Source organism: Virgisporangium aurantiacum, from assembly GCF_016863635.1.
Taxonomy (GTDB): Bacteria; Actinomycetota; Actinomycetes; order Mycobacteriales; family Micromonosporaceae; genus Virgisporangium; species Virgisporangium aurantiacum.
Genome location: NZ_BOPG01000064.1, coordinates 63,988 through 88,179 on the forward strand (window position 1 = coordinate 63,988; position 24,192 = coordinate 88,179).

Sequence of the window (24,192 nt, forward strand, 5' to 3'; positions counted from 1 at the left end):
GATCAGATTGCAGGATCCTGCAGAACCGCCCGGCGACCGGCCAGGGCCAGATCGGTCACGTCGATGCCGACCGGGGTGCGGCGGGTCGCGATGCGGCTCACCGACCACGTTCCGGGGACCCGGTGGAGCAGTTCGCGCAGCGCGATCGCGGCCTCGTGGCGGGCCAGGTGCGCGCCGAGACAGAAGTGCACGCCGTGGCCGAAGGAGAGGTGTTCGTTGGGCGTCCGGTCGGGCCGGAAGTCGTCCGGGTCGGTGAAAATCCGGGGGTCGCGGTTGGCCGAGACCATCATGGCGACGACCCGTTGGCCGGCGCCGATCGCGTGTCCGGCGATGGTCGTCGGGCCGGTGGTGAAGCGGTCGGCGCCGCCGGTCGGGGGCAGGAACCGGAGCACCTCCTCGACGGCGCCGGGCACCAGGCCGGGATCGGCGCGCAGCCGGGCCAGTGCGTCCGGGTGGGCCGCCAGGCACAACGCGATGTTGACCAGCAGGGTCCCGGTGGTCTCGTGGCCGTTGATGAGCAGCAACGTGCAGAAGTCGAGCAGCTCCTCGTCGGACAGCCGACTGCCGTCCGGTTCGGCGGCCAGCAGGGTGTCGATGACGTCGCCCCGGGGCCGGCTGCGGCGTTCGGCGAACACGTCCCGGAAGTACCCGGCCAGTTCGGCGTGGGCGGTGCGGAAAGCGGCCCGCCGCACCGGATCCCGGGTGAAGGAGCCGGCGAACGAGGTGATGGCCCCGGCCCACCGGACGAAGTCCGCCTGCCGGTCCGCGTCGACTCCGAGCAGCGCGGCGATGGTGTGCACCGGCACCGGCACGCCGAGTTGGCCGATCACGTCCAGCTCACCGTCCACATCGGACAGTTGGGCCCGCACGGTGTCCGCGATCGAGGGGAGCAGTGACCGGATCGCCCGGGGCGTGAAGGCCCGGCTGACGAGCCGGCGTAGCAGGTGGTGCCGGGGCGGGTCGATCGCCGACAGGCTGTGGAGAAGCGGGTTCTCGTGGTGCGGCACGGGTTGCGCGCTGTGGCGCAGTTCGTCGGAGGAGAACACCGGATGGTCGGTGAGTACGCGGTTCACGTCGGCGTGGCCGTGCACCACCCAGAAGCCCGGCGGTTCGACGAAACGCACCCCGTCACCGGCGAGGCCGGCGTGGGCGGTCTCGCGGTACCAGTCCAGGATCTCCCCGACGACGTCATCAGCCATGCGCCGAGTGTCGAAGCGCCGACCGGTCACGGTCTTGGAAATATCGGACGCCCGGCAGCAACGCGCTCGGCGGCGCCCCGATCGCGTGGCGGAACTCGGCGAGCAGGTGTGACTGGTCGTAGCAGCCGCTGCGCACGGCGATGTCGGCCCAGTCCGGACGCTCACCCCGGGCGACCGCGGCGCGGGCGGCGGCGAGCGCACGGTGCAACCTGACCACCCGCGCGTACGTCTTGGGCCGCAGCCCGACGGCCACGACGAACCGCCGCCGGAGCTGCCGCTCCGACAACCCGACGCCGGCGGCGTGCGTTTCCACCGGCACACCGGGCGCGGCGTGCATGGCCGCGAGGACGGCGCGCACCCGGTCGTCGACGCGGAGCCGCCCGGCCCGCGCGCGTACCGACGCCAGCGCGCCGGCCAGCCGCTCGGTCACCGACCCGCCCAGCGGCCCGATCTCCACCGGCGAACCCGCCAGCGGCACTTCGTCGGCCCCGATTCCGAACAGCCCGGTGACCGTGCCCGGTCGCAGGCGCACCCCGACCAGTGGTCCACCCGTGGGCAGCGCCCCCTGCCGGCGACGTGTCTCCGGCCCGGCCAACCGGCCCACGCCGTCGGGCATGACGAGCAGGTCGACGGCGGGCTGCGGCAACCCTCTCGGTACCACGTCGCCGTCGAGGACCCAGGCCGCGGCCACCACGTGGGCCAGGTCGGCGGGCACCGGCAACGCGGTCACGTGTTCGCGTCCACCAGTTCGCGGACCGCGGCGGCGTCGGGGCTGCCGATGTCGGTGAACAGGTCGAGGGCGTCCTGCCAGTGCCGCACGGCGGCGGCGGGGTCACCGGCGTCGTGGGCAAGGGATCCGAGCAGGTGCAGGGTGTGGGCCTCGCCCAGGCGGAACTCGGTCTCGCGGTGCACGTCCAGCGCCCGCTGTGCGTGGTCGAGTGCCTGGTCGGGCCGGTCGAGGGCGCGGAGGGCGGCGGCGAGTGAGGTGTGGGCCCGGCCCTCCAGCAACCGGAGGCCGGCGCGGGCCGCCAGCGCGAGTGCCTCGCGGGCGTGGCCGGCGGCGTCGGCGAACCGACCGGTGTGCCGGTCGACCTCGGCGAGCCCGATCTCCGCGGTCACCACGGTGATGGAGGCGCCGATCTCCCGGCCCACGTCGAGTGCCCGCCGGTACCACTCGGCCGCCGGCCCGGCGCGATCGGCGGCCAGATGGACGCCGGCCAGGGTGACCCAGGACTTCAACTCCCCGTTGCGGTCGCCCGTCTCGGTGGCCAGCGCCGCCGCCGCTTCGGCGAACTCCAACGCCTCGGCGTGGCGGCCCGCATCGCGGTGGACGACGGCCAGGCCACGCGCGGAGTGTGTCTCGCCGTAGCGGTCACCGAGTTCGCGCATGACGGCCAGCGACCGGGTGAGGTGCCGGTGGGCGGTGTCGAGCCGGCCCAGCTCGCGGTAGGCGAAGCCGAGATTGCAGAGGACGAGGGCCTCACCGTCGCGCGAGCCGATCCGCCGGTACAGGGCCGAGGCCCGATCGAAGTGTTCGATGGACTCCCGCTGCCGCCCCATGGCGTTGAGCAGGACGCCGAGGTTGAGCAGCCCGGTGGCTTCCCCGGCGAACCGGCCGGTCTGCCGGGCCAGCGCCAGCGACCGGGCGTGGTAGTCGGCGGCCGCCCGGAAGTCGCCCCGCTCCGAGTGGAGACCGCCGAGATTGCCGAGACTGGTGGCCTGTCCGTCGCTCCAGCCGGCCTGCGCGGCCAGGTCGTGGGCGGCGGTGTAGTGCCGGATCGCCTCCGGGTGGCGGCCCATCGCATGGTGTGCGGTGCCGAGGCTGAGCCGGGCGGCGGCCCGCGCGCGGTGGTCGCCGGCGTCGGTCGCGGCGGCGAGGCCGGCGTGGGCGGTCACCAGCCAGTCGGTGCAGTGCCGGCGCAACCAGAAGTAGCCGCGCAGCGCGTCGGCGAGCAGCCAGGCCGCCGGCCGCGATCCGTGTTCGGCGGCCTGCCGGACGGCGGCGACCAGGCTGGCCCGCTCGACGTCGAGCCAGGCGATGGCCTCGGCGTCACTGTCGAACGTGACCGGAGGACCGGCGGGCGACGCCGGTACGGGCAGGCGCGACATGTCCGGGTACAGCCGGCCGGCGGCGGCGTCGGTTCCCCGCAGGTACCACCCGACCAGCCGGGCGACGGCGGCGGCAGCCTCCGCCGGACCGTCGTCCCGCTCGACGCGTTCGCGGGCGTACCGCCGCAGCAGGTCGTGCAGGCCGAACCGCCCCACCCCGCGCGACTCGACCAGGTGCGCGGCCATCAACTCGTCCAGCAACCCGGCCGCGGTTTCCGGTGGCAGCTCCGCCAGCGCGGCGGTCGCCGGCACGCCCACGTCGGGACCCGGCACGCAACCCAGCAGCCGGAACACCCGCCGGGTGACCGGTGGCAGCCGCTGGTAGGACGCGTCGAACGCGACCTGCACGGCCAGGTGCGGTTCGCCGGCGACGGCGAGGCGGCTCAGCCGGTCGTCGGCGGTCAGGTCGGCGAGGTATCCGGCGATGCTCTGCCCGGGTTGGTTCGCGAGGTTCGCGGCGGCGATCCGCAACGCCAGCGGCAGGCGCGCGCACGTCTCCACCAGTTCGCCGGCCGACGCGCGCTCGGCGGCGATCCGGCCGGCACCGAGCAGTTGTTCGAGCAGGGCCAACCCCTCGTCGGGGGTGAGCACGTCGAGGGTCAGCCGGCGGACGCCGTGGGTGGCGACCAGCCCGCTGAGCCGGTCGCGGCTGGTGATGAGCGCCGCGCAGGTGGGGCTGCCGGGCAGCAGCGGGCGGACCTGTTCGGCGCTGCCCGCGTTGTCCAGCAGCACGAGCGTCCGCCGGCCGGCCAGCATCGACCGGTACAACGCCGCGGCGGTCTCGACCTCGGTGGGGACCTCGCCGGGCGCCAGTCCCAGCGCCCCCAGCAGCGCGGCCAGCGCCCGCGCCGGCTCCAGCGGCGACCCACCCTGCGCGTATCCCTGCAGGTTGACGTAGAGCTGCCCGTCCTCGAAGTCGCCGGCGACCCGGTGCGCCCAGTGGACGGCCAGCGCGGTCTTGCCGATGCCGGCCATGCCCGCGATCGAGGCGATCACCACGGCGTTGGTCGCCGGCCGGTCGTCGTGGTCGGCGCCCTTGGCGATCAGGGTGTCCAATGCCGTCAGGACGCCGGCCCGACCGGTGAAACCGGGAATGTCGGCCGGCAACTGGCGCGGCACGACCGCGACCCGCGCCGACCGGTGCTGCGGCGGCGGCCCGCCCAGCAGACCGGCGTAGATCTTCTGCAGTTCGGGGCCGGGGTCGACACCGAGCTCGTCGGCCAGGCGCCGCCGGATCGTGTCGTAGGCCAGCAGCGCCTCCGCCTGCCGGCCGCACCGGTCCAGCGCGGTCAGCAGCCGCACCCACAACGACTCCCGCAACGGATGCGACGCGGTCAGTTCCGACAACCGGGGAACCACGTCACCGTGCCGACCGTCGAGAAGATCCAGGTCGATGTCCCGCTCCACCGCGGCGAGATACCGCTCGACCAGCGGTGCCCGCAGGCCCGCGAGCCGAGCCGACGACACGTCGCCGAACGGATCACCCCGCCACCACCCCAACGCCTCCGCCAGCCGGCGGCGCTCGGTGTCGACATCGGGCGCCCGGGCGGCCGAGTCCAGGCGCCGGATGAACCTCAGCGCGTCGACCCGTTCCGCCTCGACGCGCAGCCGGTAACCCGCCGATTCTGTGCTGATCGATCCACGGGGCAGCAGGTTCCGCAGCCGGGTGACGTAGAGCTGCACGCTGCGACGCGCGTTGTTCGGCAGGTCGTCGTCGCCCCACAACGCGTCGACCAACCGGTCGACCGGCACCGGCGACCCGGCGTCCATCGCCAGCACCACCAACAACACCCGCAACTTCGCCGACGACACCGCGAGCGGGCGGCCGTCGACCGACACGGTCAGCGGTCCGAGCACATCGATCGCGAGCATTCCGCAAGCCTACGGTCATCCCGCCGAGCGCGAAGCCGGAGTGAACCCACAGTAGGTTGTGTCCATGGGTCTACTCCTGGAGCGGCACGGAAGCGCGGGCAAGACGGTGATTCCGCTCGAGTTCGCGGTGCCGGCGGGGCCGGTGATCGTGGAAGCCGAGCAGCCGGGCGATGCCTTCCTGTCGGTCACCGCCAAGGCGCGGCGCGAGCTGATCGGCGACCCGCTCCTGCAGACGTACGACCGGGGATCCGCCGGACGCGCGTGGGCGTTCCTCCACAGTGGACGGCCGTCGCGGCTCGTCGTCAAGGCGAAGGGCGCGTGGACCGTGCGCGTGCACGACATCGGGTCGGCGTCGCCGCTCGACGGGTCGACCGTGACCCGGACGGGCTGCGACGTGCTGGCCTACGACGGCGCGGCCGGCGACGCGTTCGTCGACTATGTCAAGGCGGTGGACGAGCTCGACACCGACTCGATCCACGTCCACCTGCTGCCCGCCGGGTCCGTCGCGGCGCGCGACGTCGACTGGCCGGTCGTCAGTTCCGAGTCGGCCCGCCACGCGTTCCGCCTGCCCGGCCCGTGCCACCTGTTCATCCGCACCGACGGCACCTGGTCGATGGCCGTTCAGCGGGTCGGTTGAACCAAAGGCACTCCCGAGAGGCAACACATGTTCGACGTGACAATCGCCGGCTGCGGGCCGGCCGGCGCGATGCTGGCCGCCGAACTGCGGCTGCACGACGTGCGGGTACTCGTCCTGGAGAAGGACACCGAGCCGGTGTCGTACGCCCGCATCGTCGGTCTGCACATCCGCAGCATCGAGCTGATGGCGATGCGCGGGCTGCTGGATCGCGTCCTCGAACACGGGCGACGGCGCCCGGCCGGCGGCTTCTTCGCCGCCATCGACAAGCCCGCGCCGGCGGACCTGGATTCCGCGCACGCCTACCTGCTGGGCGTCCCGCAGCCGGTCATCGTCCGCCTGCTCGAAGAACACGCGATCGAGCTGGGGGCGCGGGTCCGGCGCGGCTGTGCGGTGGTCGGCTTCGCGCAGGACGACGACGGCGTGACCGTCGAACTGGAAGACGGGGAGCGGCTGCGTTCGCGGTATCTCGTCGGCTGTGACGGCGCGCGCAGTACGGTCCGCAAGCTGCTCGGCGTCGACTTTCCCGGCGAACCCGCGCAGACCGAGACGCTGATGGGCGAGATGGAAGTGGGTGTGCCGCCGGAGGAGATCGCCGCCGCGGTGACCGGATTCACCAAGCGGTGGTGGCTCAGGCCCGTGGGCGTCGGCGTCTACAGCGTCGTGGTACCCGCCGCCGGAGTCGGCGACCGCGCGGAACCGCCCACCATCGAGGATTTCCGGCACCGGTTGCGCGCCGTCGCCGGAACCGATTTCGGTGTGCACTCGCCGCGGTGGTTGTCCCGCTTCGGTGACGCCACCCGGCTGGTCGACCGTTACCGGGTCGGGCGGGTGCTGCTGGCCGGCGACGCGGCCCACATCCATCCACCCACCGGCGGGCAGGGCCTCAACCTGGGCGTCCAGGACGCGGTCAACCTCGGCTGGAAACTGGCCGCACAGGTCCGCGGCTGGGCGCCGGAAACGCTGCTGGACACCTACCACGCCGAACGGCACCCGGTCGCCGAGGACGTGCTGGACAACACCCGCGCCCAGATGGAACTGTCCTCCGCCGAACCGGGCCCGCGGGCCGTGCGCCGGCTGCTCACCGAGCTGATGGACCTCGACGAGGTGAACCGCTACCTGATCGGGAAGATCACCGCGATCGACATCCGCTACGACTTCGGCGCGGGCCCGGACCTGCTCGGCCGCCGCCTGCGCGACATCGACGTGACCCAGGGCCGCCTCTACGATCTGCTGCACCGCGGCCGCGGCCTGTTGCTGGACCGCACCGGACGCCTGACCGTCGGCGGCTGGTCCGACCGCGTCGACCAGCTGGCGGACCCCGCCGCGGCACTGGACGTCCCGTGCGTGCTGCTGCGCCCCGACGGCCACGTCGCCTGGGTCGGCGACGATCAGCGGGACCTGGACGGCCACCTCTCCCGCTGGTTCGGCCGGCCCGCCGAGGGTCTGCGACGATCCTTCCCATGAGCGAGAGCGCCGATCCCCGCCGCCACCTTCTCGGTCTGATCAACGGGTTCCGGATCTCGCAGGCCCTGCACGTCGCGGCGGTGCTGGGCCTGTCCGACCACCTCGCCGACGGTCCGCGAACCGCCGCCGAGCTGGCCGCGGTCACCGGCTGCCACCCGGGCTCCCTGCACCGGCTGCTGCGCGCCCTCGCCACGGCCGGCGTCTACGAGCAGGCGGCGGACGGACGCTTCGCCTGCACCCCGCTCGGCGCGGAGCTGCGCGCCGGCGGACTGCGCGACTGGGCCGCCTTCGCCGGCGCTCCGTCGATGTGGCAGGCGTGGGGCGCGCTCGGGCACAGCGTCCGCACCGGCGGGAACGCGTTCGCGTCCGTGCACGGCGAGGGCGTCTGGGACTACCGCGCCGGCAACCCCGCCGAGGGCGCCGCCTTCGACCTGGCCATGGCGGCCCTGTCCCGCCCCGTCGCGGAGGCCGCCGTCGAGGCGTACGACTTCGGTGCCCTCACCACCGTCGCCGACATCGGCGGGGGGAACGGCGCCCTGCTCGCCACGCTGCTGACCCGCCACCCGCGGCTGCGCGGCCACCTGCTCGACCAGCCCCACGTCGTCGCCGCCGCACCGGCCCTGCTCGCCGCCGCCGGGGTCGCCGACCGCTGCGAGGTCCACGCCGGCGACCTCTTCACGGCGGTCCCGCCCGGCGCCGACGCCTACGTGCTGAAATCGATCCTGCACGACTGGCCCGACCAGGAAGCCCTGGCCATCGCCCGCGTCTGCCGCCACGCCATGCGACCCGATTCGGTGCTGCTGGTCCTCGAACGGGTACTCACCGGGCCGCCCCATCCGGCCACCGACCTGCCGGCGGCGTTCTCCGACCTCAACATGCTCGTCGGACCCGGCGGCCAGGAACGCACCCGCGACGAGTACGAGACCCTGCTGCGCGAGGCCGGCCTCCACCTGACCCGCGTCCTACCCACCACGACGGAGATCTCCATCATCGAAGCCGTGCCGGCACCCTGATCGGGACTGGTCACTCCCACCGGGCCGTGAGCAGGGTGTCGTCGGGGGGATCGTGGGGGAGGGGACGGGGTGCGCCGGGCCGTAGGCCGTCGAGGGTGATGGCGGTGATGCGGGCGCGGGCCCGGACCGCCGCGTCGACGAGGTCGTCGCGGCGCTGCCGGCGGAGTTGGTCGATCAGGGGTGACTTCGTGAGCTGCTCGATGAGCAGGTGCAGGTCGGCCCGGGTGACGTCGGTACGCAGGACGCCGGCGGCGTGTGCCCGCGCGATCAGCGCGTCGACGGCGGTGTCGGTGCGCCGGTTCTTCGCCGCGAGCTCCGGGGTGATCTCGACGGTGCCGGCGATGGCGCCGAGGCCGCCCTGGCCGATGTCGATGCCCGCACGCACGTAGTGGGCGAGCCCGTCCCACGGGTCGTCGTGCGCGAGGCCCGCCTCGGCCGCGGCGAGCCAGCGGTCGAGGCCGGTGTCGACCAGCCGCTGGAAGAGCGCCTCCTTGGTCGGGTACCGCCGGTAGAGGCTGCCAATGCCCACGCCGGCCTGCGCGGCGATCGCGGCGACGGACGCGTGCGCGCCGTCGACGGCGACGACCGTGCGGGCGGCGTCGAGTAACGCGCGGTCGTTGGCCTCGGCCTCGGCCGCGCGGTGATGGCGCCTGGTGGGCTCGGTCACGTCGGAAGTCTAACGCTTGCGGAGCGATCTGCTCCGCACGTAGTCTCTGGATGCGGAGCGAATCGCTCCGCATTAGCCGAGGAGAGACGATGGACGATCAAAGAGCTTTACGGGACCTCGTGAGCGCGGCCGATCGGCACCAGAGCGACGTCGACGAGTTCGTCGCGCTGCATCACCGCGACGCGGTGGTGGTGAACATCGCCGGGCGACGCGTGCTGGGCCGCGACGCGCTGCGCGACGCGATGACGGCCGCGCTGCGGAGCCCGCTGGCCAACGTGTTCACGCGGCTGGAGGTCGAGGACATCCGCCTCGTCGGGCCCGACGTCGCACTGGTCAGTTGCGCCAAGCACGTCACCGACGAGCGCGCCGGCGGTCCGGCACTGCCGACCACGGGCAGCCTGACGTTCACCGCCGTGCGGGAACCCGACGGATGGAAGATCGCCCTGGCCCAGACGACACCGGTGGGGTGACGCCCTATCCTGCTTCGCATGCCGTGGTTCAGCGCCGTCGAGCTGGCGGAGAACATCCGTCGCCGGCAGGTGTCCTGCGTCGAGGTGATGAGCGCCTACCTGGCACGGATCGAGGCGTTGAACCCGCGGGTGAACGCGATCGTCGCGCTGCGCGAGCCCGAGGTGCTGATGCGCGCGGCGGCGGCCCGCGACGACCAGCTCGCGCGCGGGGAGCGGCTCGGGTGGTTGCACGGGTTTCCGTTCGCGGTGAAGGACCTGGCCGCCGCCGAAGGTCTACTGTGGACGGAGGGCTCCCCGCTCCACGCGCGGCGGGTGGCCGACGTCGACGATCTGTTCGTGCGGCGGATCAGGGATGCCGGCGCGATCGTCGTGGGAAAGACCAACGTTCCCGAGTTCGGCCTCGGCTCGCAGACCTACAACCGGGTGTACGGGGCGACGGCCACGCCGTACGACACCGGCCGCACGGCCGGCGGCAGCAGCGGCGGTGCCGCCGCCGCCCTCGCGTTGCGGCTGCTGCCCGTCGCCGACGGCAGCGACTACCTCGGTTCCCTGCGCAACCCCGCCGCGTTCTGCAATGTGCTCGGTTTCCGGCCGTCGTTCGGTCGCGTCCCCACGGCGGGGTTCGTGGCGCATCCGTCGGTGGTGGGTCCGATGGGACGCACGGTCGACGACGTGGCGGCGCTGCTGTCCGTGCTGGCCGGTCCCGACGACAGCGCCCCGCTGAGCACCGGAACCTTCGCGCCGCTGCCGCCACCCGGGGGTTCCTGGCGCGGCACCCGGATCGCCTGGGTCGGCGACCTCGGCGGCCACCTGGCCACCGAACCGGGTCTGCTCGACGTGTGCCGACGGGCGTTGCGGGTCTTCGAGGATCTCGGCTGCCACGTGGAGGAGGCCGTGCCCGACTACCCGCCGGAACGGATCTGGTCCACGGTGCTGACCTGGCGCTGGTGGGGAATGCTGAAGGCACACGACCTCTACGCCGACCCGGTCACCCGGGCCGAGTTGAAACCCGAGATCATCTGGGAGATCGAAAACGGCCTGCGGCTGAGCGCGCTCGACGTGGCCCGGGCGGAGGTGACGCGCACCGAGTGGTACGACGCCGCCGTGCGCTTCCTCGACACGTACGACTTCGTCGTCGCGCCGAGCACCCAGGTCTTCCCGTTTCCCATCACCACACACTGGCCCGCCGACATCGACGGTCGTCCCATGGACAGCTACCACCGCTGGATGGAGACGGTGGCACCCTGGTCGATGACCGGCATGCCCGCGCTCGGCATGCCGGCCGGTTTCGACGACCGGGGCCTGCCCGCCGGCATCCAACTCGTCGGCCGCCCCTGGGCCGACACCGAGGTGCTGCAACTGGCCCGGGCCTACGAGGAGCAGACGAACTGGGTCAGGGATCATCCGCCACCGGCCTGACCCTTCCGAGGGCCGGGTGACGGTCACCGTGCCGGCGGGTACTCCGGGCGCCCGGCCGGCCGGAAGATCTGGGTCGTCACGCCGTTCGAGTCGACCCGCGACTCGACCAGGTCGAGCGCGAGGTCCGGCCCGGCGTCCGGGAACAACCGGGCGCCCTGGCCGAGAATCACCGGAACGACGATCAGCGTCAGCTCGTCGACCAGATCGTTCTCCAGCAGCCACCGGGTCAGGGTGCCGCTGCCGTGCACCTGCAACTCGCCCCCCGGCTTGGCCTTGAGGTCCGCGACGGCGGTCGCGAGGTCGTCGGCGGGCAGGACGGTGGTGCCCGCCCACGCCGGGTCGGTGAGCGTGGTCGACGCCACGTACTTGGGTCGTGCGTTCAACGCCCGCATGACCGGCTCCCAGCCCGGCACGTCCCGCTCCGACAGGGACCCCCACGAGCCGGCGAACAGGTCGTAGGTCCGCCGGCCGAACAGGAACGCGTCGGCGCGCTGGTAGGTCCGGTTGATGAACGTCGACGTCGTGCTGTCACCCTTGCCCAGGGCCCATCCGCCACGCTCGAATCCGTTCCTGCGGTCCTCGTCCGACGCGCCGCCGTTACCCTGCATGACTCCGTCGATGGTCACCTGCGTAATGGTCGTCAGCTTCATGACGGTGGTTCCTTTCTCCGTGACGGCCGCCTTCTCCGACAAGCCTTCCCGGGCCATCCGTCGCCGGGCAGATGCGGAAGTCGCCGATCACCGATGACATTTGTCAACGCCGGGCGGCCCCGGACCGGCGGGTTGGATAGCCTGCGTTGATGTCACCGACCTGGAGCGCGGCCCTGGCGTGGCGGATGCGAAGACAGCTGCTGGATCCCGTCGGTACCGAGTCCGTCGCGGGGGTCGTGCGTCGCCTGGGTGCGGTGCCGGCGATGCCCGACGCCGCGGCCGAGCTTGCCGTGCGGGTCCGGCGACGGCGTTCCCGGGCGGGCGAGGTCGCCCGCGCGCTGGCCGACGGTCGGATCATCAAGACCTTCGCCTTTCGCGGCGCCACCCATCTGCTCACCCCCGAGGACGGTGGTGTGTACCTCGCCGTGCGCGGCGCCAGCCGGATGTGGGAGCTGCCCAGTTGGCAGAGCCACTACGGCCTCGCGCCGCCGGACTGGCCGCCGCTGTGCGAAGCCGTCGGCGAGGCGCTGGCGGACGGGCCGCTGACCCGCGACGAACTCGGCGCGGCGGTCACCGCCCGGCCCCGCTTCGCCCATCTGGGGTTCGCGTTCGCCGACGGCGCGGGCACGTTGCTCAAGCCGCTCGCGTGGCAGGGCGTGATGAGCTTCGGCCCGTCGCGCGACGGCCGCGCGACGTTCCAACGCCTGGACCGCAATCCCCGCTGGGCGGGCCTGCCCGACCTCGACGAGGCGGGACCGCGCGCGGTCGAGGCCTACTTCCGGGCGTACGGGCCGGCCACGCCCGATCACGTGCGGTACTGGCTCGGCGAGGGCCTCGGCGCCGGTCGCAAGCGGATCGGGTCCTGGATCGCCGGTCTCGGCGAACGCCTCGCGCCGGTGGACATCGAGGGGACGGCCACCTACGTGTTGCGGGAGGACCTCCCGGAACTGGCCGCGGCACGCGCGACGAACGCCGTGCGGCTCCTGCCGGGATACGACCAGTGGGTCCTCGGCCCGGGTACCGCCGACGCCCGCATCGTGCCGCCGGCCAGGCGGACGCCGGTCAGCCGTCAGGCCAATCTCGTCACCGTCGGTGGAGTCGTGTCCGGCACCTGGACGCTGACCGACGGCAGGGTTGTCATCAGCTGGTTCACCGAGGCATCCCGGCCCGCACCGGAAGACCTGGCCGAAGAGGTCGCCCGAGTCGCGATGATCCTCGAGGACGGGATGGGATAGACATGCCGGTGTTGCGGCCGTGGATGGACAACCGGGATCCGTGCACCTGCGCGCCAAGTACCGGCAACTGGAGGACCGGGCCCGGGCCGCGCGGGTCCCCGGTCCGCGGGCCGAGCCGGCCCCGCACCACCGCCACGAACCACGGGTCGACGGCGAGTACATCGTCGCGGTGCGGGAGGTCGCCAACCCCCGCGACGTGGCGGCCCGGGCGGGCGTCACCGGTGTGCGGTTCATGATGAACTTCTTCGGCGGCCGCCTCTCCGACGAGCAACTGGCGGCTCTCCGCGCCGACCCCGACGTCGACTACGTCGAAGACAACGCGATCGGTCGCCTGCGCTGATCAAGCGAGGACGAAGGGCGATCGGTGCGGGTCAGAACCGTGAAACCGACGGCGGTGAGAAAGGCCGCGTAGGTCTCCTCCTCCGCGTCGGCGTAGTCGAGAAGCCGCGACGTTCCACCGAGCTCCAACCAGGTGGCGGCCTGACCGACGAGCCAACTCCCGATGTGCCGACGGCGGTAGGCCGGCTCGACCCACAGGTTGCCGACGTCCGCCCACGCGCCGAGGCGGGACATCCGGGAGCCGGCATCGAGGTTGGCGTCCACTTCGATGTATCCCACGTCGGTAGCACCCAGAACCGCGGAGATCCGCGTTCCGTTGATGCCGACCGTGCGGCGGGTGGTCAGACCGGCCAGCGGCGCCGCGGGTCGGCGAAGCTCGTCGACCCGGGCCACGAAGACGACCTCGGTGCGTCCCTCGTGTCGAAAACCGATCCGTTCGTAGATGGCCCGGATGTGTGGCCACGGTTCCGGCACGCCGTACACGCCCGGAGCGGGCAGTGTGCCGTCGGCATAGCGACGACCGACGCCCCACCGCTGGAACTGGGCATGGCACGCCACCGCGAGGGCGTCGCCGGCCTCCGCGGCGTCCGGCCAGTACGGGGCGTTCGGCCAGCACACTAACCAACGGATCTCGCCGGCGTCGCGGTAGTCGGGGCCGGTGTCGTCGTCGTCGCCGTACCGCAGGAGGTGAGCAGCCGCCACGACGCGGCCGCGCTGCTCCGCGACCAGCGTGACCCGCTCCCGGACCCATCGGTCGACGATGAACTCGCCGGGCTCCCGCTCGAGCTGGCTCAGCAAAGCGTGCACGGACACCGATACACCGGGCACCACGGCGCCGATGTGAGCATTGACAAGGGTCGTAACCTGTTCGCGGTCACCGCGCGCGAAAGGGCGGATGATCGTCGACGACATGAGCGGACCTCCCACGGGCGCTACACGCGCACACCACTGGACGACCCGCTACCGGTGCGGTACCCGGTCACCATACAGCCTTGAGTCGCGGCACGGCGACCTCGCCGTGCGCCCGGGCCGAAGGAGGTTGTCGTCGGTGCGTCGGGTGCGTATCGCCCATCGGGTCAAGGCGGGAACCGGTGCGGCGGCGGCCAGGAAGAGCGCGGCGGCGAGCAACCAGCCGGTCGGGCCGGCGGTGAGGGCCAGCGCGAAGAACCCGGGGCCGACGATCTGCACCGCGGCCGTGGCCGACTCGGTCATGCCCTGATAGGCGCCCTTGGCGTCTTCGGGCATCAGGCCGACGGACAGTCCCCAGCCGGCGGCGACGAAGCCGAGTTCGCCGGCCAGATGCAACAGCGCGGCGACGATGACCAGCGCGACCGCCCAGCCACCGGAGGCGCCCGCGGTTGCCGCCAGCAGCGCACAACTGGCCGCGAGTGCCGCACCGGCCCGCACCGCCGTTCTGGCCGCGGCCGGCGGGGTGCGGGCCCACCGGGTGGTGGGCACCTGCAACGCCGCGATACCCACCGAGCTGACGACCACGACCACGCCGCTGAGCGCCAGCGGCAGCGAGGTGTGCCCGGCGATCCACAGGGGCAGGCCGGTGGACAGCATCGCCCAGCACAGCGACAGCACGGCGGTGGCTCCCATGACCGAGACGTAGGGCAGGTCACGCAGGACGCGTCGCGCCGGCGGCCGGTCGGATGCGGGAGCCGGCGGCGGTCCGGGGACGGTTGCCGTGATCGCGGCGAGGACCGCGAACGTGCCGACGTTGCCGATGATCGCCAGCTGGTACACCGACGCGCGGTCGGCGGCGAGGACGAGCGTGCCGAGACCGGCGCCGATCGCGTACCCGATGTGCTGGGCGACCCGCTGCTGCGCCAGCGCGCGTATCCGGGCGGCGTTGTCGCGCACCAGGGCGGCGACGAGCGCCGTCCGCGCCGCGGACCCGCCGTTGGCCGGCGTCACGAACATCACGGTGGTGACCACGAACCACCAGAGTCCGCCGTCGACCAGGTATCCGGCCATGGCCGCCGCCCGCACGCCGGTTGCCGCGACGAGTACCGGTCGGGCTCCACGCCGGTCGGCGAGCAGGCCGATCGGCACGGCGGCCGCCATCCCGCCGACCGCACCGACGGCCATGACGGCGCCCACGATCGCGGGCGGCATGTCCCGTACGTGGATGAAGTAGACCGCCCAGATCGTGAACCACATACCGTCGCCGAGGGCCGAAATGCCGCGGCCGCACAGCAGTCGACCGAGCCCGCGCCCCATCGCAACCACCATTCAGGAGTTCGTGAATAGGCACCGTACTGCGACAAGCACACTTCAGGCAACTGTGAATAGTGCTAGTCTGACGGGGTGGGCAACGAGCCGGTTCTGACCAGGGCCACGCAGGTCGCCAGGGAGCTCGCCGATCCGCTGCGCCTGCTGGTGCTGCAGACGCTGGCCAGCGAGGGTCCGCACACGGCGAGCCGGCTCGCCGAAACCCTGCGGGTGACCGGCCCCCGGCTCGGCAACCACCTGGCCCGGCTGCGCGACGCCGGCCTGGTGGACGTGGAGCACACCGGCCGGCACGCGGTCTACCGCCTCGCCGACGCCGACCTCGGCGACGTCCTCACCGCGCTCCTGTGCTACGCCGGGTCCGACTCCGGCCAGGAGAGCCCCCGCCCACCCCGGGACATCGTCCGCACCTGCTACGACCACACGGCCGGCCTGCTCGGTGTCCGCCTGTTCGCCTGGCTCGTCGACCGCGGCGCCCTCCGCGCCCCCGACGGCCGCACCGACGAGGTGACCCTCGGCCGCGATCCGGCGGCGTTGACCGAGATCGGCGTCGACCCGTCCGCGATCACCGCCGGCCGGCGCCGCCTCGCGGTCGCCTGCCTCGACCGCACGCACCTCCTGCCGCACCTCGGCGGCGAACTCGGCCGGGTCATCCTCGACACGCTGATCCGCGACGACGTTCTCCGGCGCGGCCGCGGCGACCGGGTCCTCACCGTCACCCCCGCGGGTGCCGGCTTCCTGACGGCGCTGCTACCCGGCCTCGACCTTGACGTCACGTGAGCGCGGGATCGGCGGCGTCGTGGATCGTTTTGAGGCGCGGTATGGCCGACACGGCGACCCAGACCGTGGCGAGCGGAATCCCGCAGGCCCCGACGACCATCGCGGCGTGGCCGCCGAACCAGCCCGCGAGCACGCCGCCGAGGGCGGCACCGATCGGGATCGCGCCCCAGGAGAACAGGCGGTACGCGGCGTTGACCCGACCCTGCAGGTCGCCCGGGGTGGCGGCCTGCCGGAGGCTGACGGCGTGCACGTTGGCCAGGCCGGTGCCGAGGCCGATCAGGAGGAACACGCCGCACAGCACCGGCAGCGCGGCGGCGCCGGGTCCGGTGACGAGGAGGACGCCGAGGGGTGCGGTGTTGCCGACGAGCATCGTCACCAACAGGGCGCGGCCGTAGCCGAAGCGCGTCGCGATCCGGGTGCCGTACCAGGCGCCGACGAACGTTCCGGCGCCGCCGGCGGTGAAGATCAGGCCGAGCGGGCCGGGGCCGAGTTCGAGGTCGCGGACGGTCCAGAGCAGCAGGCCGAGGATGAAGACCTCGTTGACGAGGTTGAACGTCGTCGCCTCGCCCAGCAACGGCCGGATGTACCGGTTGGCGACGACCGCCCGCAGGCCCTCGACGACGTCACGCCGGGCGGAGGCGTTGGCGGTGGGTACGGGCGACGGCTCGTCGACGGTGATCCGGCGCAGGCTGACCGCCGACAGGAGATAGCTCACCGCGTCCAGTAGGACGGCGAACGGCGCGGACACGGCCTGGACGAACAGCCCGCCGACGCCCTTGCCGCTGATCTCGGCCGCCGATTGCGACGCCGCCAGCTTGCCGTTGGCGTCGAGGAGGTCCGTGGTCGCGACGATCCGCGGGAGGATCGCGAAGTCGGCGAGCTGGTACAGGACCGTCAACGCGCCGGCGACGAGCACGAGGACGTACAGGATCTCGATGTGCGCGACGCCGGCCCACACCAGCACGGGAATCGCCCCCACCAGGAGGAACCGGCCCACGTCCGCGCCGATCATCAGCGGGAGCCGGCGGCGCCGGTCGACGAGCACCCCGAACGGCAGCGTCGCCAGCAGAAACGGAAGGAACTGCGCCGCGCGCAGGACGCCGACCTCGGCGGCGCTCGCCGACAGCGTGATGATCGCCAGCAGGGGCAGCGCCAGCTCGCCGATCTCCGAGCCGAACCACGAGACGGTCGAGCCCACCCAGAGCCGCCGGAAGTTCGGGATCCGCCAGGCACTCATGCCGATCATTACACCATCAAAATGCGTTTGATGGTGTGACAAGGGGGTCGGGCACTACGCTGGGTGGACGATGAGCGACGAGGCAGCGGTACCGTCCTCCGCCCGGTTGGTGCGGGACTTCGTCAACACGTACCAACTGGATCTCGACGAGGAGTACCTGACCAGCACCGACCGGCTGCGGAGCTGGCTGGCCGAGCGCGGGCTGGTCGCGTCCGACGCGACGCTCCGACCGGCCGACCTCGCCACCGCCGTCACCGTCCGCGAGGGCCTGCGCTCGGTGCTGCTCGGCCACGCCGGTCACGAGCCCGACCCGGCGGCGCTGGAACGCCTCGACCGCGTCCTGGCCGACGTGCCGCTGCGGTTGAGCCTCGCGGCGGGCCCGCGCCTCGTGCCCGGTGGCACCCGCGACGTCGACCGGGCGCTGGCCGGCCTCCTCGACGCGATCCGCCGGTGCGCCGAGGAGCACACCTGGGAACGGCTGAAGGTCTGCGCCAGCGATGCGTGCCGGTGGGCGTACTACGACACGTCCCGCAACCAGACCCGCCGCTGGTGCTCGATGGCCGTCTGCGGAAACTCCGTCAAGATGCGACGGGCGTACGCCGTCCGTCGCGCGCGTCGCGCGGAAGCCTGACCGAGAACCGGGTAGCCGTCACACCGCGACCGCCTCGGAGGTGGGCGCGGGTCGGGTGATGCGCGGGGCGAGGGCCGCGATCCCGAGGGCCGCGCCCGTGCCCGCGACCGCGCTGAACCACCACACCACCGCCGGCTCGGCGGCGTAGACGGCCGCACCGGCGGCCAGCGCGGCGAACCGGGCGATGCCGAACGTCCACTGGAAGCTGCCCTGGTACCGGCCGCGGGCGTGGGCCGGGGCGAGGCCGGCCACGATCGAGGCGGGAATGCCGCCGACCACCGCTTCGCCGACCGACCACAGCACGACGGTCGCGCCGAACGACCAGACGTCGTGGGCCAGTCCCGTCGCCGCGACCCCCAGCGCGACGAGGATGTTGCCGCCCACGAACACCCGGATCTGTGACAGCCGGGCCAGGACGTGCGTGGCGACCGGCTGGAGCGCCACCACCAGGACCGCGTTGAGCGTCGCCATCACGCCGAGGGCCGTGGGGGACAGGCCGCGGTCGCGGACGGCCAGGGGCAGGCAGACCTCGGTCAGCGAGTAGGTGACCATTCCGACGGCGAACAGCGGAAGCAGCGCGCGCATCAGCGGATCGCGCAGGACCACGCCGTACCCGACGGGATCGCCGGTCGGGCGCGGCTCGGCGATTGAGCGGTCGTCGGGCAGCAGCGTCGCCGTGATGACGGCGAACGCCAGCGACGTCACCGCGTCCACGGCGAACAACAGCCAGTACCCGCGCGTCGCCAGGAAGCCGCCGAGCATGCCGGCCACCGCCGTGCCGATGTTGATGGCCCAGTGGGCGAGCGAGAACGCCGCGCGCTGGGCGTCCGCCGGCACCGAGTCGGCCAGCAGGGCGCTCGCGGCCGGGCCGACCATCGATCCGGCGGTGCTGAGCAGCGCGGCCGCGAGCGCCAGCGTGAACAGGTTCGGAGACGCGTAGAGCAGACCGTGTGCGAGCGCCGTGCCGAACAGGCCGATCAGCATCGTCAGCCGCCTGCCGGACCGGTCGGCGAGCACGCCGCCGATCATCGGACCGATCAGGTTGCCGGCACCCAACGCCCCGAGAACGAACGGCACCTGCGCGGTCGTGATGTCGCGGGAGCCGAGATAGAAGACCAGGAACGGGGTGACGACGTAGCCGAGCCGGTTCACCACCGTGCCGGCGAAGACGATCCAGGCCGTGCGGGGCAGCCCGCTGAAGGTCGAGAGCACGAGGTGATGTTGGTGACCTCGTCCCCGAAGGCCTATTGATTAAGCTGGGACCGAATCCAGGAGGACCCATGGTGCTGTCCGAGCTGGCCTTCACGGCCGACGACCTGGCGATGACCCGCTTCGCGGTCTCGCCGATGTTCGAGGTCGTCACGAGCTTCCGGCTCCTCGCCACGGGCACCGCGCATCCGGTGCACGGCCGCTGGCTCGGCCAGGTCCGCCCCCGGGTGGCCGCCGCCAGGCTCGACTCGGGCTGGCTGGCCGAGCTCGTCCCGCCACAGGGATACCTACCCGACTTTCTCACCCCGCCGCCGGGCGAGCGGGCACCGACCATCCAGACGGAACTGGCCGCGCTCCGCGCCACGCCGGCCGAGGAGGTCCGCGCCGACCTGGACGTGCTGGGGGACCTGTCCGGCCGCGGCCGCGCGCTGCGCAGGGACCCGGCAGGTCACCTGGGTCGGATCGCGGACGAGATCGAGGCCTACTGGCGGCTCGCCGTCGCCCCGTACTGGGCCAGGATCCGCACGGTGCTGGACGCGGACGTGTTCCACCGGGCCCGGCAGGTCGCCGAGCACGGAGCGGCGCACCTCTTCAACGACCTGCACGCCACCCTGAGCTGGGACGACAACACGCTGCGCATGGTCCGTCGGCACTGTGCGATGCCGCGCGAGTCGACGGGGCGCGGGCTGCTGCTGATCCCGTCGGTCTTCGCCGGTCAGATCCTCACCTGGTCGCGTCCACCCCTCCCGCCGGAACTGATCTACCCCGCCCGGGGCACCGGCCCGCTCTGGGACCACCGGCCGGTGTCGCGCGGTGACGCGATCGCCGCCGTCCTCGGCCGCTCCCGCGCGGCGCTGCTGACCGAGTTGGAGGCCCCCGCCTCCACCACCGAACTGGCGCGCCGCACCGGGATCTCGGCCGCCGCCGTCTCCCAGCACCTGACGACCATGCGCGACGCGGGCATGGTCAGCGCCCACCGCGCCGGCCGGTCCGTCCTCTACGCCCGGACCCTCGTCGCCGAGTCCCTCCTCGCTGATACACCTAACTGATCCCGGTGAGGACCGCCCGCGCGTCGGCCTGGCCGAGGCGGTGGCCGGTGGCGCGGTGGATCGTGAGGGCCCGCCGGGCGTGGTCGGCGGCGGGGACCGGCCGGTCGAGGGCGAGCAGCGCCGCGGCCAGGGCGGTGTGGGCGGCACCCTCGAGGATCCGGTGTCCGGTCGACGCGGCGTCGGCGATCGCCTCCTCGGCGCAGGTGACGGCGCGCTCCGGGTCACCGAGGCAGCGGTAGGCGTCCGCGAGCCCGATGAGCGCCGAGACCGCCGCGAACCGGTTGTCGGTGCGGCGGCCCAGCGTCAGCGCGTGCTGGTGTTCGTCGACGGCGCGGCGGTGGTGACCGAGCCGCTGGTGGATGGTCGCCAGGGTGGCCCGGGCGGCGGCCTCGAACCGGCGGTTGCCGTTGTCCCGCGCGACTGGCGTGGCTGAGCGCCGCTCCGGACCGGCCGAGTGCGTGGTAGACCTCGCCGAGGTTGCCCAGGACGATCGCCTCGGTCGCCGGCGAGCCGAGTTCCCGGGTCAGCGCCAGCGCCTGCCGGCCGTGGTCGGCGGCGAGGCGGAGGTTGCCGAGCTCGTGGTGGATGCAGGCGAGACTGCCGAGGGTGCCCATCTGGCCGGCCCGCCGGGCAGCAGCGGCCGGACCTGTTCCGGGCGGCGGGCGTCGTCGAGCAGCACCAGCACCCGCCGGCCGGCCAGCTCGGTGCGGTACCGCGCGGCGGCCCGGGCCTCGTCCGCGGGAATCTCCGGCCCGGGGACGCCCAACGCGTACAACGCGGCGGCGAGCGCCTCGACCGGTTCGACCGCCCGCCCGGCGGCGAAGCCGCACAGCTCGATGAACAGGCAGCCGTCGGGGAAACGACCGGCCGCGCGGTGGGCCCAGTGCACGGCCAGCGCGGTCTCGCCGGACCCGGCCGGCCCGGTGACGGTCGCCACGGTCGGGCCGGAGTGCGGTACCGCGTCGGATCCGTCGGAGGGGCCGTCCGGGCGGCCGTCGAGGAGGTCGTCGAGGAGGCACAGTGCTCTCGCGCGTCCCGTGAAATCCCGGACCGCGGCCGGAAGCTGCGCCGGGACCCGGCGCGGCTTTTCCACCGTTGGCGGGGACGCCGGTGCCACGGCCGGGACCACCGCGGGCGCCGGCCGCGCGATCAGACCGGTGCCGCGCCGGTACGCCTCGAACGCGTCGGTGCCGGTGAGCAGCGCCTGTTCCAGCTCCTGGAGGACGCGGCCCGGCTCGATGCCGAGCTGGTCGACCAATAGCCGCCGCGGGGGGTGCTGCGGTGGAAAGAAGGCGCGGTTCAGCGGTCCGATTTCTTACTGGCGTTCGTGCCGCGGTGTCGTTGGTGACCGGGAGTGGCGCACAAAGTTGATCGAGGAAGAAGAGGCTTGCCAGGACAGGCATCTTCTTCCTCGATCAACTTTTCCGGGCACTGTCTGTGGCCGGGCGGCGGTGTGCGGCCGGATTGTGGGAGACAACGGTCTGCCGCAACCGACCTTTGTCTCCCACAACAGCGCCGCGCGCCGGCAAAGATAATCCGGCGGGGGTGTCGGATCGGGGCGGCGGTGTTCGTAGCAGGGGTGAGGGCAGCCCACGAGGGGCGCCCGCCAACACCGCGGAGGAGAGCATCATGACCGCCACCTACACGTTCGACGTCTTTTCCACCCTCGACGGCTTCGGCTCCTACAACAGCGACGGTGACTGGGGCGGCTACTGGAGCAAGGAGGGTCCCGAGTTTCTCGACCGGCGGCTCGCCCAGTACAGCGAGCAGCAGCGACTGGTCCTCGGGGCCAACACTTTCCGGGACTTCGTGCACTTCCTCGGCGCGGGAAGCGCGGGAAGCGATCTCGACCCCATCAACGCCCGGATGAAGAGCATGCCGACCACGGTGGTCTCGTCCACTCTGCGCGGGCCGCTCGACTGGCCGGACGCGACCCTCGTCAGCGGCGACGCCGTCGACATCGTCGCCCGGCTCAAGGAGGAGTCGACGGTTCCGCTGCGGTCGCACGGCAGCCTGACGCTGAACCGGGCGCTGCTGGCCGCCGGCCTGGTCGACCGCGTCCAATTGACGATCTTTCCGGTGATCAGCGGCCGCACCGGGACGGAGCCGGTGCTCCACGGCGCGACCGACTTCGACCTCGAACTGCTCGAGAGTCACACGCTCGACGGCCGCATCCAGGAACTCGTCTACCGGCCCGTCCTGCACGGCTGAGGAACTACGAGGCGCGGGTTCCCAGCACAGTCAGCAGCTCCTCGTAGGGGCCGATCAGGTACGCGCGGTCGCCGGCGTGCAGCCGGGTGTCGCGCCGGGGTGCGTGTTCCACGGCACCGTCCCGGCCGGCCCGGCTGATCGCCACGACGCGGGTGCGGGCGGAGATCTCGCTCATCGCCAGGCCGTCCAGGCGGCCACCGGGGGCGACCTCGAGCCGGCCGACGAGCATCGCCCGCCGGCCGGCGTAGAACGTCCCCTCGATGTCCAGACCGAGCACGGCACCGACGAACCACGGAGCGGCCAGGGCCGACGTGGACTGCACGTTGCCGAATCCGAAGTTGCGCCGGACGCTGCGGGCCAGCTGACGGTCGAATATCCGCAGCACCACCGGCACCTCGGTCCAGCGCGGCCCGAGTTGGTCGCGCACCGTCAGGCCGGTCTCGATGTTGGTCAGGTCGTCGCTGGTGAGCACCGCCACGGCCGCCGCACCGGCGAGGTTCACCGCCCCGAGCGTCTGCGGGAGCGTCGAGTCGGCGATGACGACGGGCACGCCGGCCCGTCGGACCTGGGCGAGGTAGCGGCAGGACTCGTCGCGCTCCACGACCACGACGTCGCGACCGGCCGCGATCAGCAGTTCCACCACCCGGACGCCGACCGACCCGAGCCCGATGACCACCACGTGCCCGGACAACCCGGTCACCCGCCGCTGGCCCATGGCCTCGGCGATCCGGCGGGTCACCAGCAGATTGGTCAGCAGCGCGAAGAAACTGGTCGCCAGGACCGCGCCGAGGATCATCAGGAGGATCGCGAACAGTCGCAGCCACGTCGGCTGGTCGCGGAAGTTGAAGTCGCCGTACCCGACCGTGACGATCGTCTCCACCGTGAAGTACAGCGCGTCGACCGTGCTCATCCGGCCGCCGTCAGGTTCGTGGTAGGCGACGTTGAGGACCGTCGTCGACAAAGCACTCAGCGCCAGCAGCGCGCCGATCGTGACCGCGATCCGCCGGTCGGCGACGGAGATCACCGAGCCGACGACGGCGCGCAACCGGCGCCACCAGCCGGGCCGCGCGGTGCCGGCCGCCGCCACACGCGGGGCGACGCCGTACTCGGCGAGCTCGTCGGGCGTGCCGATCAGCGTCACCCGGTCGCCGGCCCGCACCGGGAGGTCCCGGCCGGGGCAGATCTCGACCTCGCCGCCGCCGGCCGGGGCCACCGCGAGCGGGGCCAGGACGCCGTACCGGTCCCGCAGCGTCGCATCGGTGTCGGCGACGGTGGTCACCGCCACGAACCGTTCACCGCCGAGCACCACGTCCTGGCTACCGGTGCGCAGGCAACCCTCCACAATGGACGGTGCCGACAGCCCGGCCACGTCGAGCACCGCCACCGAGATGGTGGCGAGTGCCCGTTCCACCGCCGGGTTGCGGATCCGGGCCACCACCCTCAGTTCCGGCCGCAGTTCCCGAACCAGCAACGCGGTTTCGAACGCGTGCAGGTCGTCGCCCTGGACGCAGACGACCGCCGCGGCGCCGGGCAGGCCGGCCGCGGCGAGCACCTCCGGCAGCCGGGAGTCGCCGGTGATGCGCGGCACCCGCCAACTGTCGACCGTGCGCAGCCGCCTCCGGTCGACGCCGTCGTCGACGACCGCGACCCGCACGCCGGCCTGGATCAACTGCTCCACCGTGCGCAGGCCCACGTCCTCCAGCCCGCACACGATGACGTGCCCGGACCACTCCGCGGTCACTCCGAGATCGCCGGTCACCCCGAGA

Annotated in this window: 23 protein-coding genes; 11 read left to right on the forward strand and 12 right to left on the reverse strand. The window is 73.0% G+C overall.

What is annotated here, in order from left to right:
* Window positions 1-2: 2 nt before the first annotated feature.
* From Vau01_RS43570 to Vau01_RS43580, 3 genes are read right to left on the reverse strand one after another with little or no spacing between them, the layout of a single operon-like run.
* Complete coding sequence (locus Vau01_RS43570; RefSeq protein ID WP_204006019.1) at window positions 3-1,199, reverse strand: cytochrome P450; 1,197 nt, start codon at window positions 1,197-1,199, stop codon at window positions 3-5.
* Window positions 1,192-1,929: a helix-turn-helix domain-containing protein gene (locus Vau01_RS43575; RefSeq protein ID WP_204006020.1), complete on the reverse strand. Its 738-nt coding sequence runs from the start codon at window positions 1,927-1,929 to the stop codon at window positions 1,192-1,194. Before Vau01_RS43575 ends, Vau01_RS43570 begins: the two co-directional genes overlap by 8 nt.
* The gene (locus Vau01_RS43580) at window positions 1,926-5,180 is read right to left on the reverse strand and encodes an AfsR/SARP family transcriptional regulator (RefSeq protein WP_204006021.1); all 3,255 of its coding nucleotides are present in this window, start codon (window positions 5,178-5,180) and stop codon (window positions 1,926-1,928) included. Before Vau01_RS43580 ends, Vau01_RS43575 begins: the two co-directional genes overlap by 4 nt.
* A gap of 64 nt (window positions 5,181-5,244) precedes the next feature.
* Between Vau01_RS43580 and Vau01_RS43585 the strand changes: the two genes are divergently transcribed.
* From Vau01_RS43585 to Vau01_RS43595, 3 genes are read left to right on the forward strand one after another with little or no spacing between them, the layout of a single operon-like run.
* Entirely contained in the window at window positions 5,245-5,817 is a 573-nt protein-coding gene (locus Vau01_RS43585; RefSeq protein ID WP_204006022.1) for a hypothetical protein, read from the forward strand.
* Window positions 5,818-5,844: 27 nt separating this feature from the next.
* Entirely contained in the window at window positions 5,845-7,281 is a 1,437-nt protein-coding gene (gene rox, locus Vau01_RS43590) for a rifampin monooxygenase (RefSeq protein ID WP_204006023.1), read from the forward strand.
* Entirely contained in the window at window positions 7,278-8,294 is a 1,017-nt protein-coding gene (locus Vau01_RS43595) for a methyltransferase (protein WP_204006024.1), read from the forward strand. Before rox ends, Vau01_RS43595 begins: the two co-directional genes overlap by 4 nt.
* A 10-nt stretch (window positions 8,295-8,304) precedes the next feature.
* On the opposite strand, the gene Vau01_RS43600 is transcribed toward Vau01_RS43595, so the two are convergent.
* Window positions 8,305-8,961 (reverse strand): TetR/AcrR family transcriptional regulator, encoded by a 657-nt coding sequence (locus tag Vau01_RS43600; RefSeq protein ID WP_204006025.1) that lies wholly within the window; start codon window positions 8,959-8,961, stop codon window positions 8,305-8,307.
* Window positions 8,962-9,050: 89 nt separating this feature from the next.
* On the opposite strand from Vau01_RS43600, the gene Vau01_RS43605 reads away from it, so the two are divergent.
* On the forward strand, window positions 9,051-9,431 hold the full coding sequence (locus tag Vau01_RS43605) for a YybH family protein (protein WP_204006026.1): 381 nt from the start codon (window positions 9,051-9,053) through the stop codon (window positions 9,429-9,431).
* Between the two features lie 18 nt (window positions 9,432-9,449).
* Window positions 9,450-10,850: an amidase gene (locus tag Vau01_RS43610; RefSeq protein WP_204006028.1), complete on the forward strand. Its 1,401-nt coding sequence runs from the start codon at window positions 9,450-9,452 to the stop codon at window positions 10,848-10,850.
* A 23-nt stretch (window positions 10,851-10,873) separates the two neighbouring features.
* On the opposite strand, the gene Vau01_RS43615 is transcribed toward Vau01_RS43610, so the two are convergent.
* Window positions 10,874-11,500 carry a dihydrofolate reductase family protein gene (locus Vau01_RS43615; RefSeq protein ID WP_204006030.1) on the reverse strand — a complete coding sequence of 209 codons (627 nt, stop codon included), beginning with the start codon at window positions 11,498-11,500 and terminating at the stop codon, window positions 10,874-10,876.
* A gap of 149 nt (window positions 11,501-11,649) precedes the next feature.
* Between Vau01_RS43615 and Vau01_RS43620 the strand changes: the two genes are divergently transcribed.
* Together Vau01_RS43620 and Vau01_RS43625 are read left to right on the forward strand one after the other, a co-directional pair.
* A complete protein-coding gene (locus tag Vau01_RS43620) occupies window positions 11,650-12,735 on the forward strand; it encodes a DNA glycosylase AlkZ-like family protein (RefSeq protein ID WP_204006032.1) in 1,086 nt (361 codons plus the stop codon).
* Window positions 12,736-12,754: 19 nt separating this feature from the next.
* Window positions 12,755-13,075 (forward strand): hypothetical protein, encoded by a 321-nt coding sequence (locus tag Vau01_RS43625; protein ID WP_204006035.1) that lies wholly within the window; start codon window positions 12,755-12,757, stop codon window positions 13,073-13,075.
* Here the strand turns inward: Vau01_RS43625 and Vau01_RS43630 are convergent.
* Window positions 13,039-13,887, reverse strand: coding sequence for a GNAT family N-acetyltransferase (locus tag Vau01_RS43630; protein WP_204006037.1), 849 nt, complete (start codon window positions 13,885-13,887; stop codon window positions 13,039-13,041). The two genes, Vau01_RS43625 and Vau01_RS43630, sit on opposite strands and share 37 nt — an antisense overlap.
* Before the next feature lie 147 nt (window positions 13,888-14,034).
* Window positions 14,035-15,300, reverse strand: coding sequence for an MFS transporter (locus Vau01_RS43635; protein ID WP_204006039.1), 1,266 nt, complete (start codon window positions 15,298-15,300; stop codon window positions 14,035-14,037).
* An 87-nt stretch (window positions 15,301-15,387) separates the two neighbouring features.
* Between Vau01_RS43635 and Vau01_RS43640 the strand changes: the two genes are divergently transcribed.
* Window positions 15,388-16,089: an ArsR/SmtB family transcription factor gene (locus Vau01_RS43640; protein WP_204006041.1), complete on the forward strand. Its 702-nt coding sequence runs from the start codon at window positions 15,388-15,390 to the stop codon at window positions 16,087-16,089.
* Here Vau01_RS43640 and Vau01_RS43645 read toward each other — a convergent pair.
* A complete protein-coding gene (locus Vau01_RS43645) occupies window positions 16,082-17,326 on the reverse strand; it encodes an MFS transporter (RefSeq protein WP_204006043.1) in 1,245 nt (414 codons plus the stop codon). The two genes, Vau01_RS43640 and Vau01_RS43645, sit on opposite strands and share 8 nt — an antisense overlap.
* Before the next feature lie 70 nt (window positions 17,327-17,396).
* Here Vau01_RS43645 and Vau01_RS43650 point away from each other — a divergent pair, with 70 nt between their 5' ends.
* Window positions 17,397-17,957 (forward strand): CGNR zinc finger domain-containing protein, encoded by a 561-nt coding sequence (locus Vau01_RS43650; protein ID WP_204006045.1) that lies wholly within the window; start codon window positions 17,397-17,399, stop codon window positions 17,955-17,957.
* An 18-nt stretch (window positions 17,958-17,975) separates the two neighbouring features.
* Here Vau01_RS43650 and Vau01_RS43655 read toward each other — a convergent pair whose 3' ends face one another.
* Window positions 17,976-19,169 carry an MFS transporter gene (locus Vau01_RS43655; RefSeq protein WP_204006047.1) on the reverse strand — a complete coding sequence of 398 codons (1,194 nt, stop codon included), beginning with the start codon at window positions 19,167-19,169 and terminating at the stop codon, window positions 17,976-17,978.
* 68 nt (window positions 19,170-19,237) lie between these two features.
* Between Vau01_RS43655 and Vau01_RS43660 the strand changes: the two genes are divergently transcribed.
* Window positions 19,238-20,215, forward strand: a complete 978-nt coding sequence (locus Vau01_RS43660) for an ArsR/SmtB family transcription factor (protein WP_204006049.1) — start codon at window positions 19,238-19,240, stop codon at window positions 20,213-20,215.
* Here the strand turns inward: Vau01_RS43660 and Vau01_RS65425 are convergent.
* The gene (locus tag Vau01_RS65425) at window positions 20,208-20,585 is read right to left on the reverse strand and encodes a tetratricopeptide repeat protein (RefSeq protein ID WP_204006142.1); all 378 of its coding nucleotides are present in this window, start codon (window positions 20,583-20,585) and stop codon (window positions 20,208-20,210) included. The genes Vau01_RS43660 and Vau01_RS65425 overlap by 8 nt on opposite strands.
* Window positions 20,586-20,738: 153 nt before the next feature.
* Window positions 20,739-21,473, reverse strand: coding sequence for a P-loop NTPase family protein (locus Vau01_RS43670; protein ID WP_204006052.1), 735 nt, complete (start codon window positions 21,471-21,473; stop codon window positions 20,739-20,741).
* A 371-nt stretch (window positions 21,474-21,844) separates the two neighbouring features.
* Here Vau01_RS43670 and Vau01_RS43675 point away from each other — a divergent pair, with 371 nt between their 5' ends.
* Complete coding sequence (locus tag Vau01_RS43675; RefSeq protein ID WP_204006054.1) at window positions 21,845-22,426, forward strand: dihydrofolate reductase family protein; 582 nt, start codon at window positions 21,845-21,847, stop codon at window positions 22,424-22,426.
* Window positions 22,427-22,430: 4 nt separating this feature from the next.
* Here the strand turns inward: Vau01_RS43675 and Vau01_RS43680 are convergent, their stop codons facing one another.
* The gene (locus Vau01_RS43680; RefSeq protein WP_204006056.1) at window positions 22,431-24,185 is read right to left on the reverse strand and encodes an NAD-binding protein; all 1,755 of its coding nucleotides are present in this window, start codon (window positions 24,183-24,185) and stop codon (window positions 22,431-22,433) included.
* Between the last annotated feature and the right edge of the window lie 7 nt (window positions 24,186-24,192).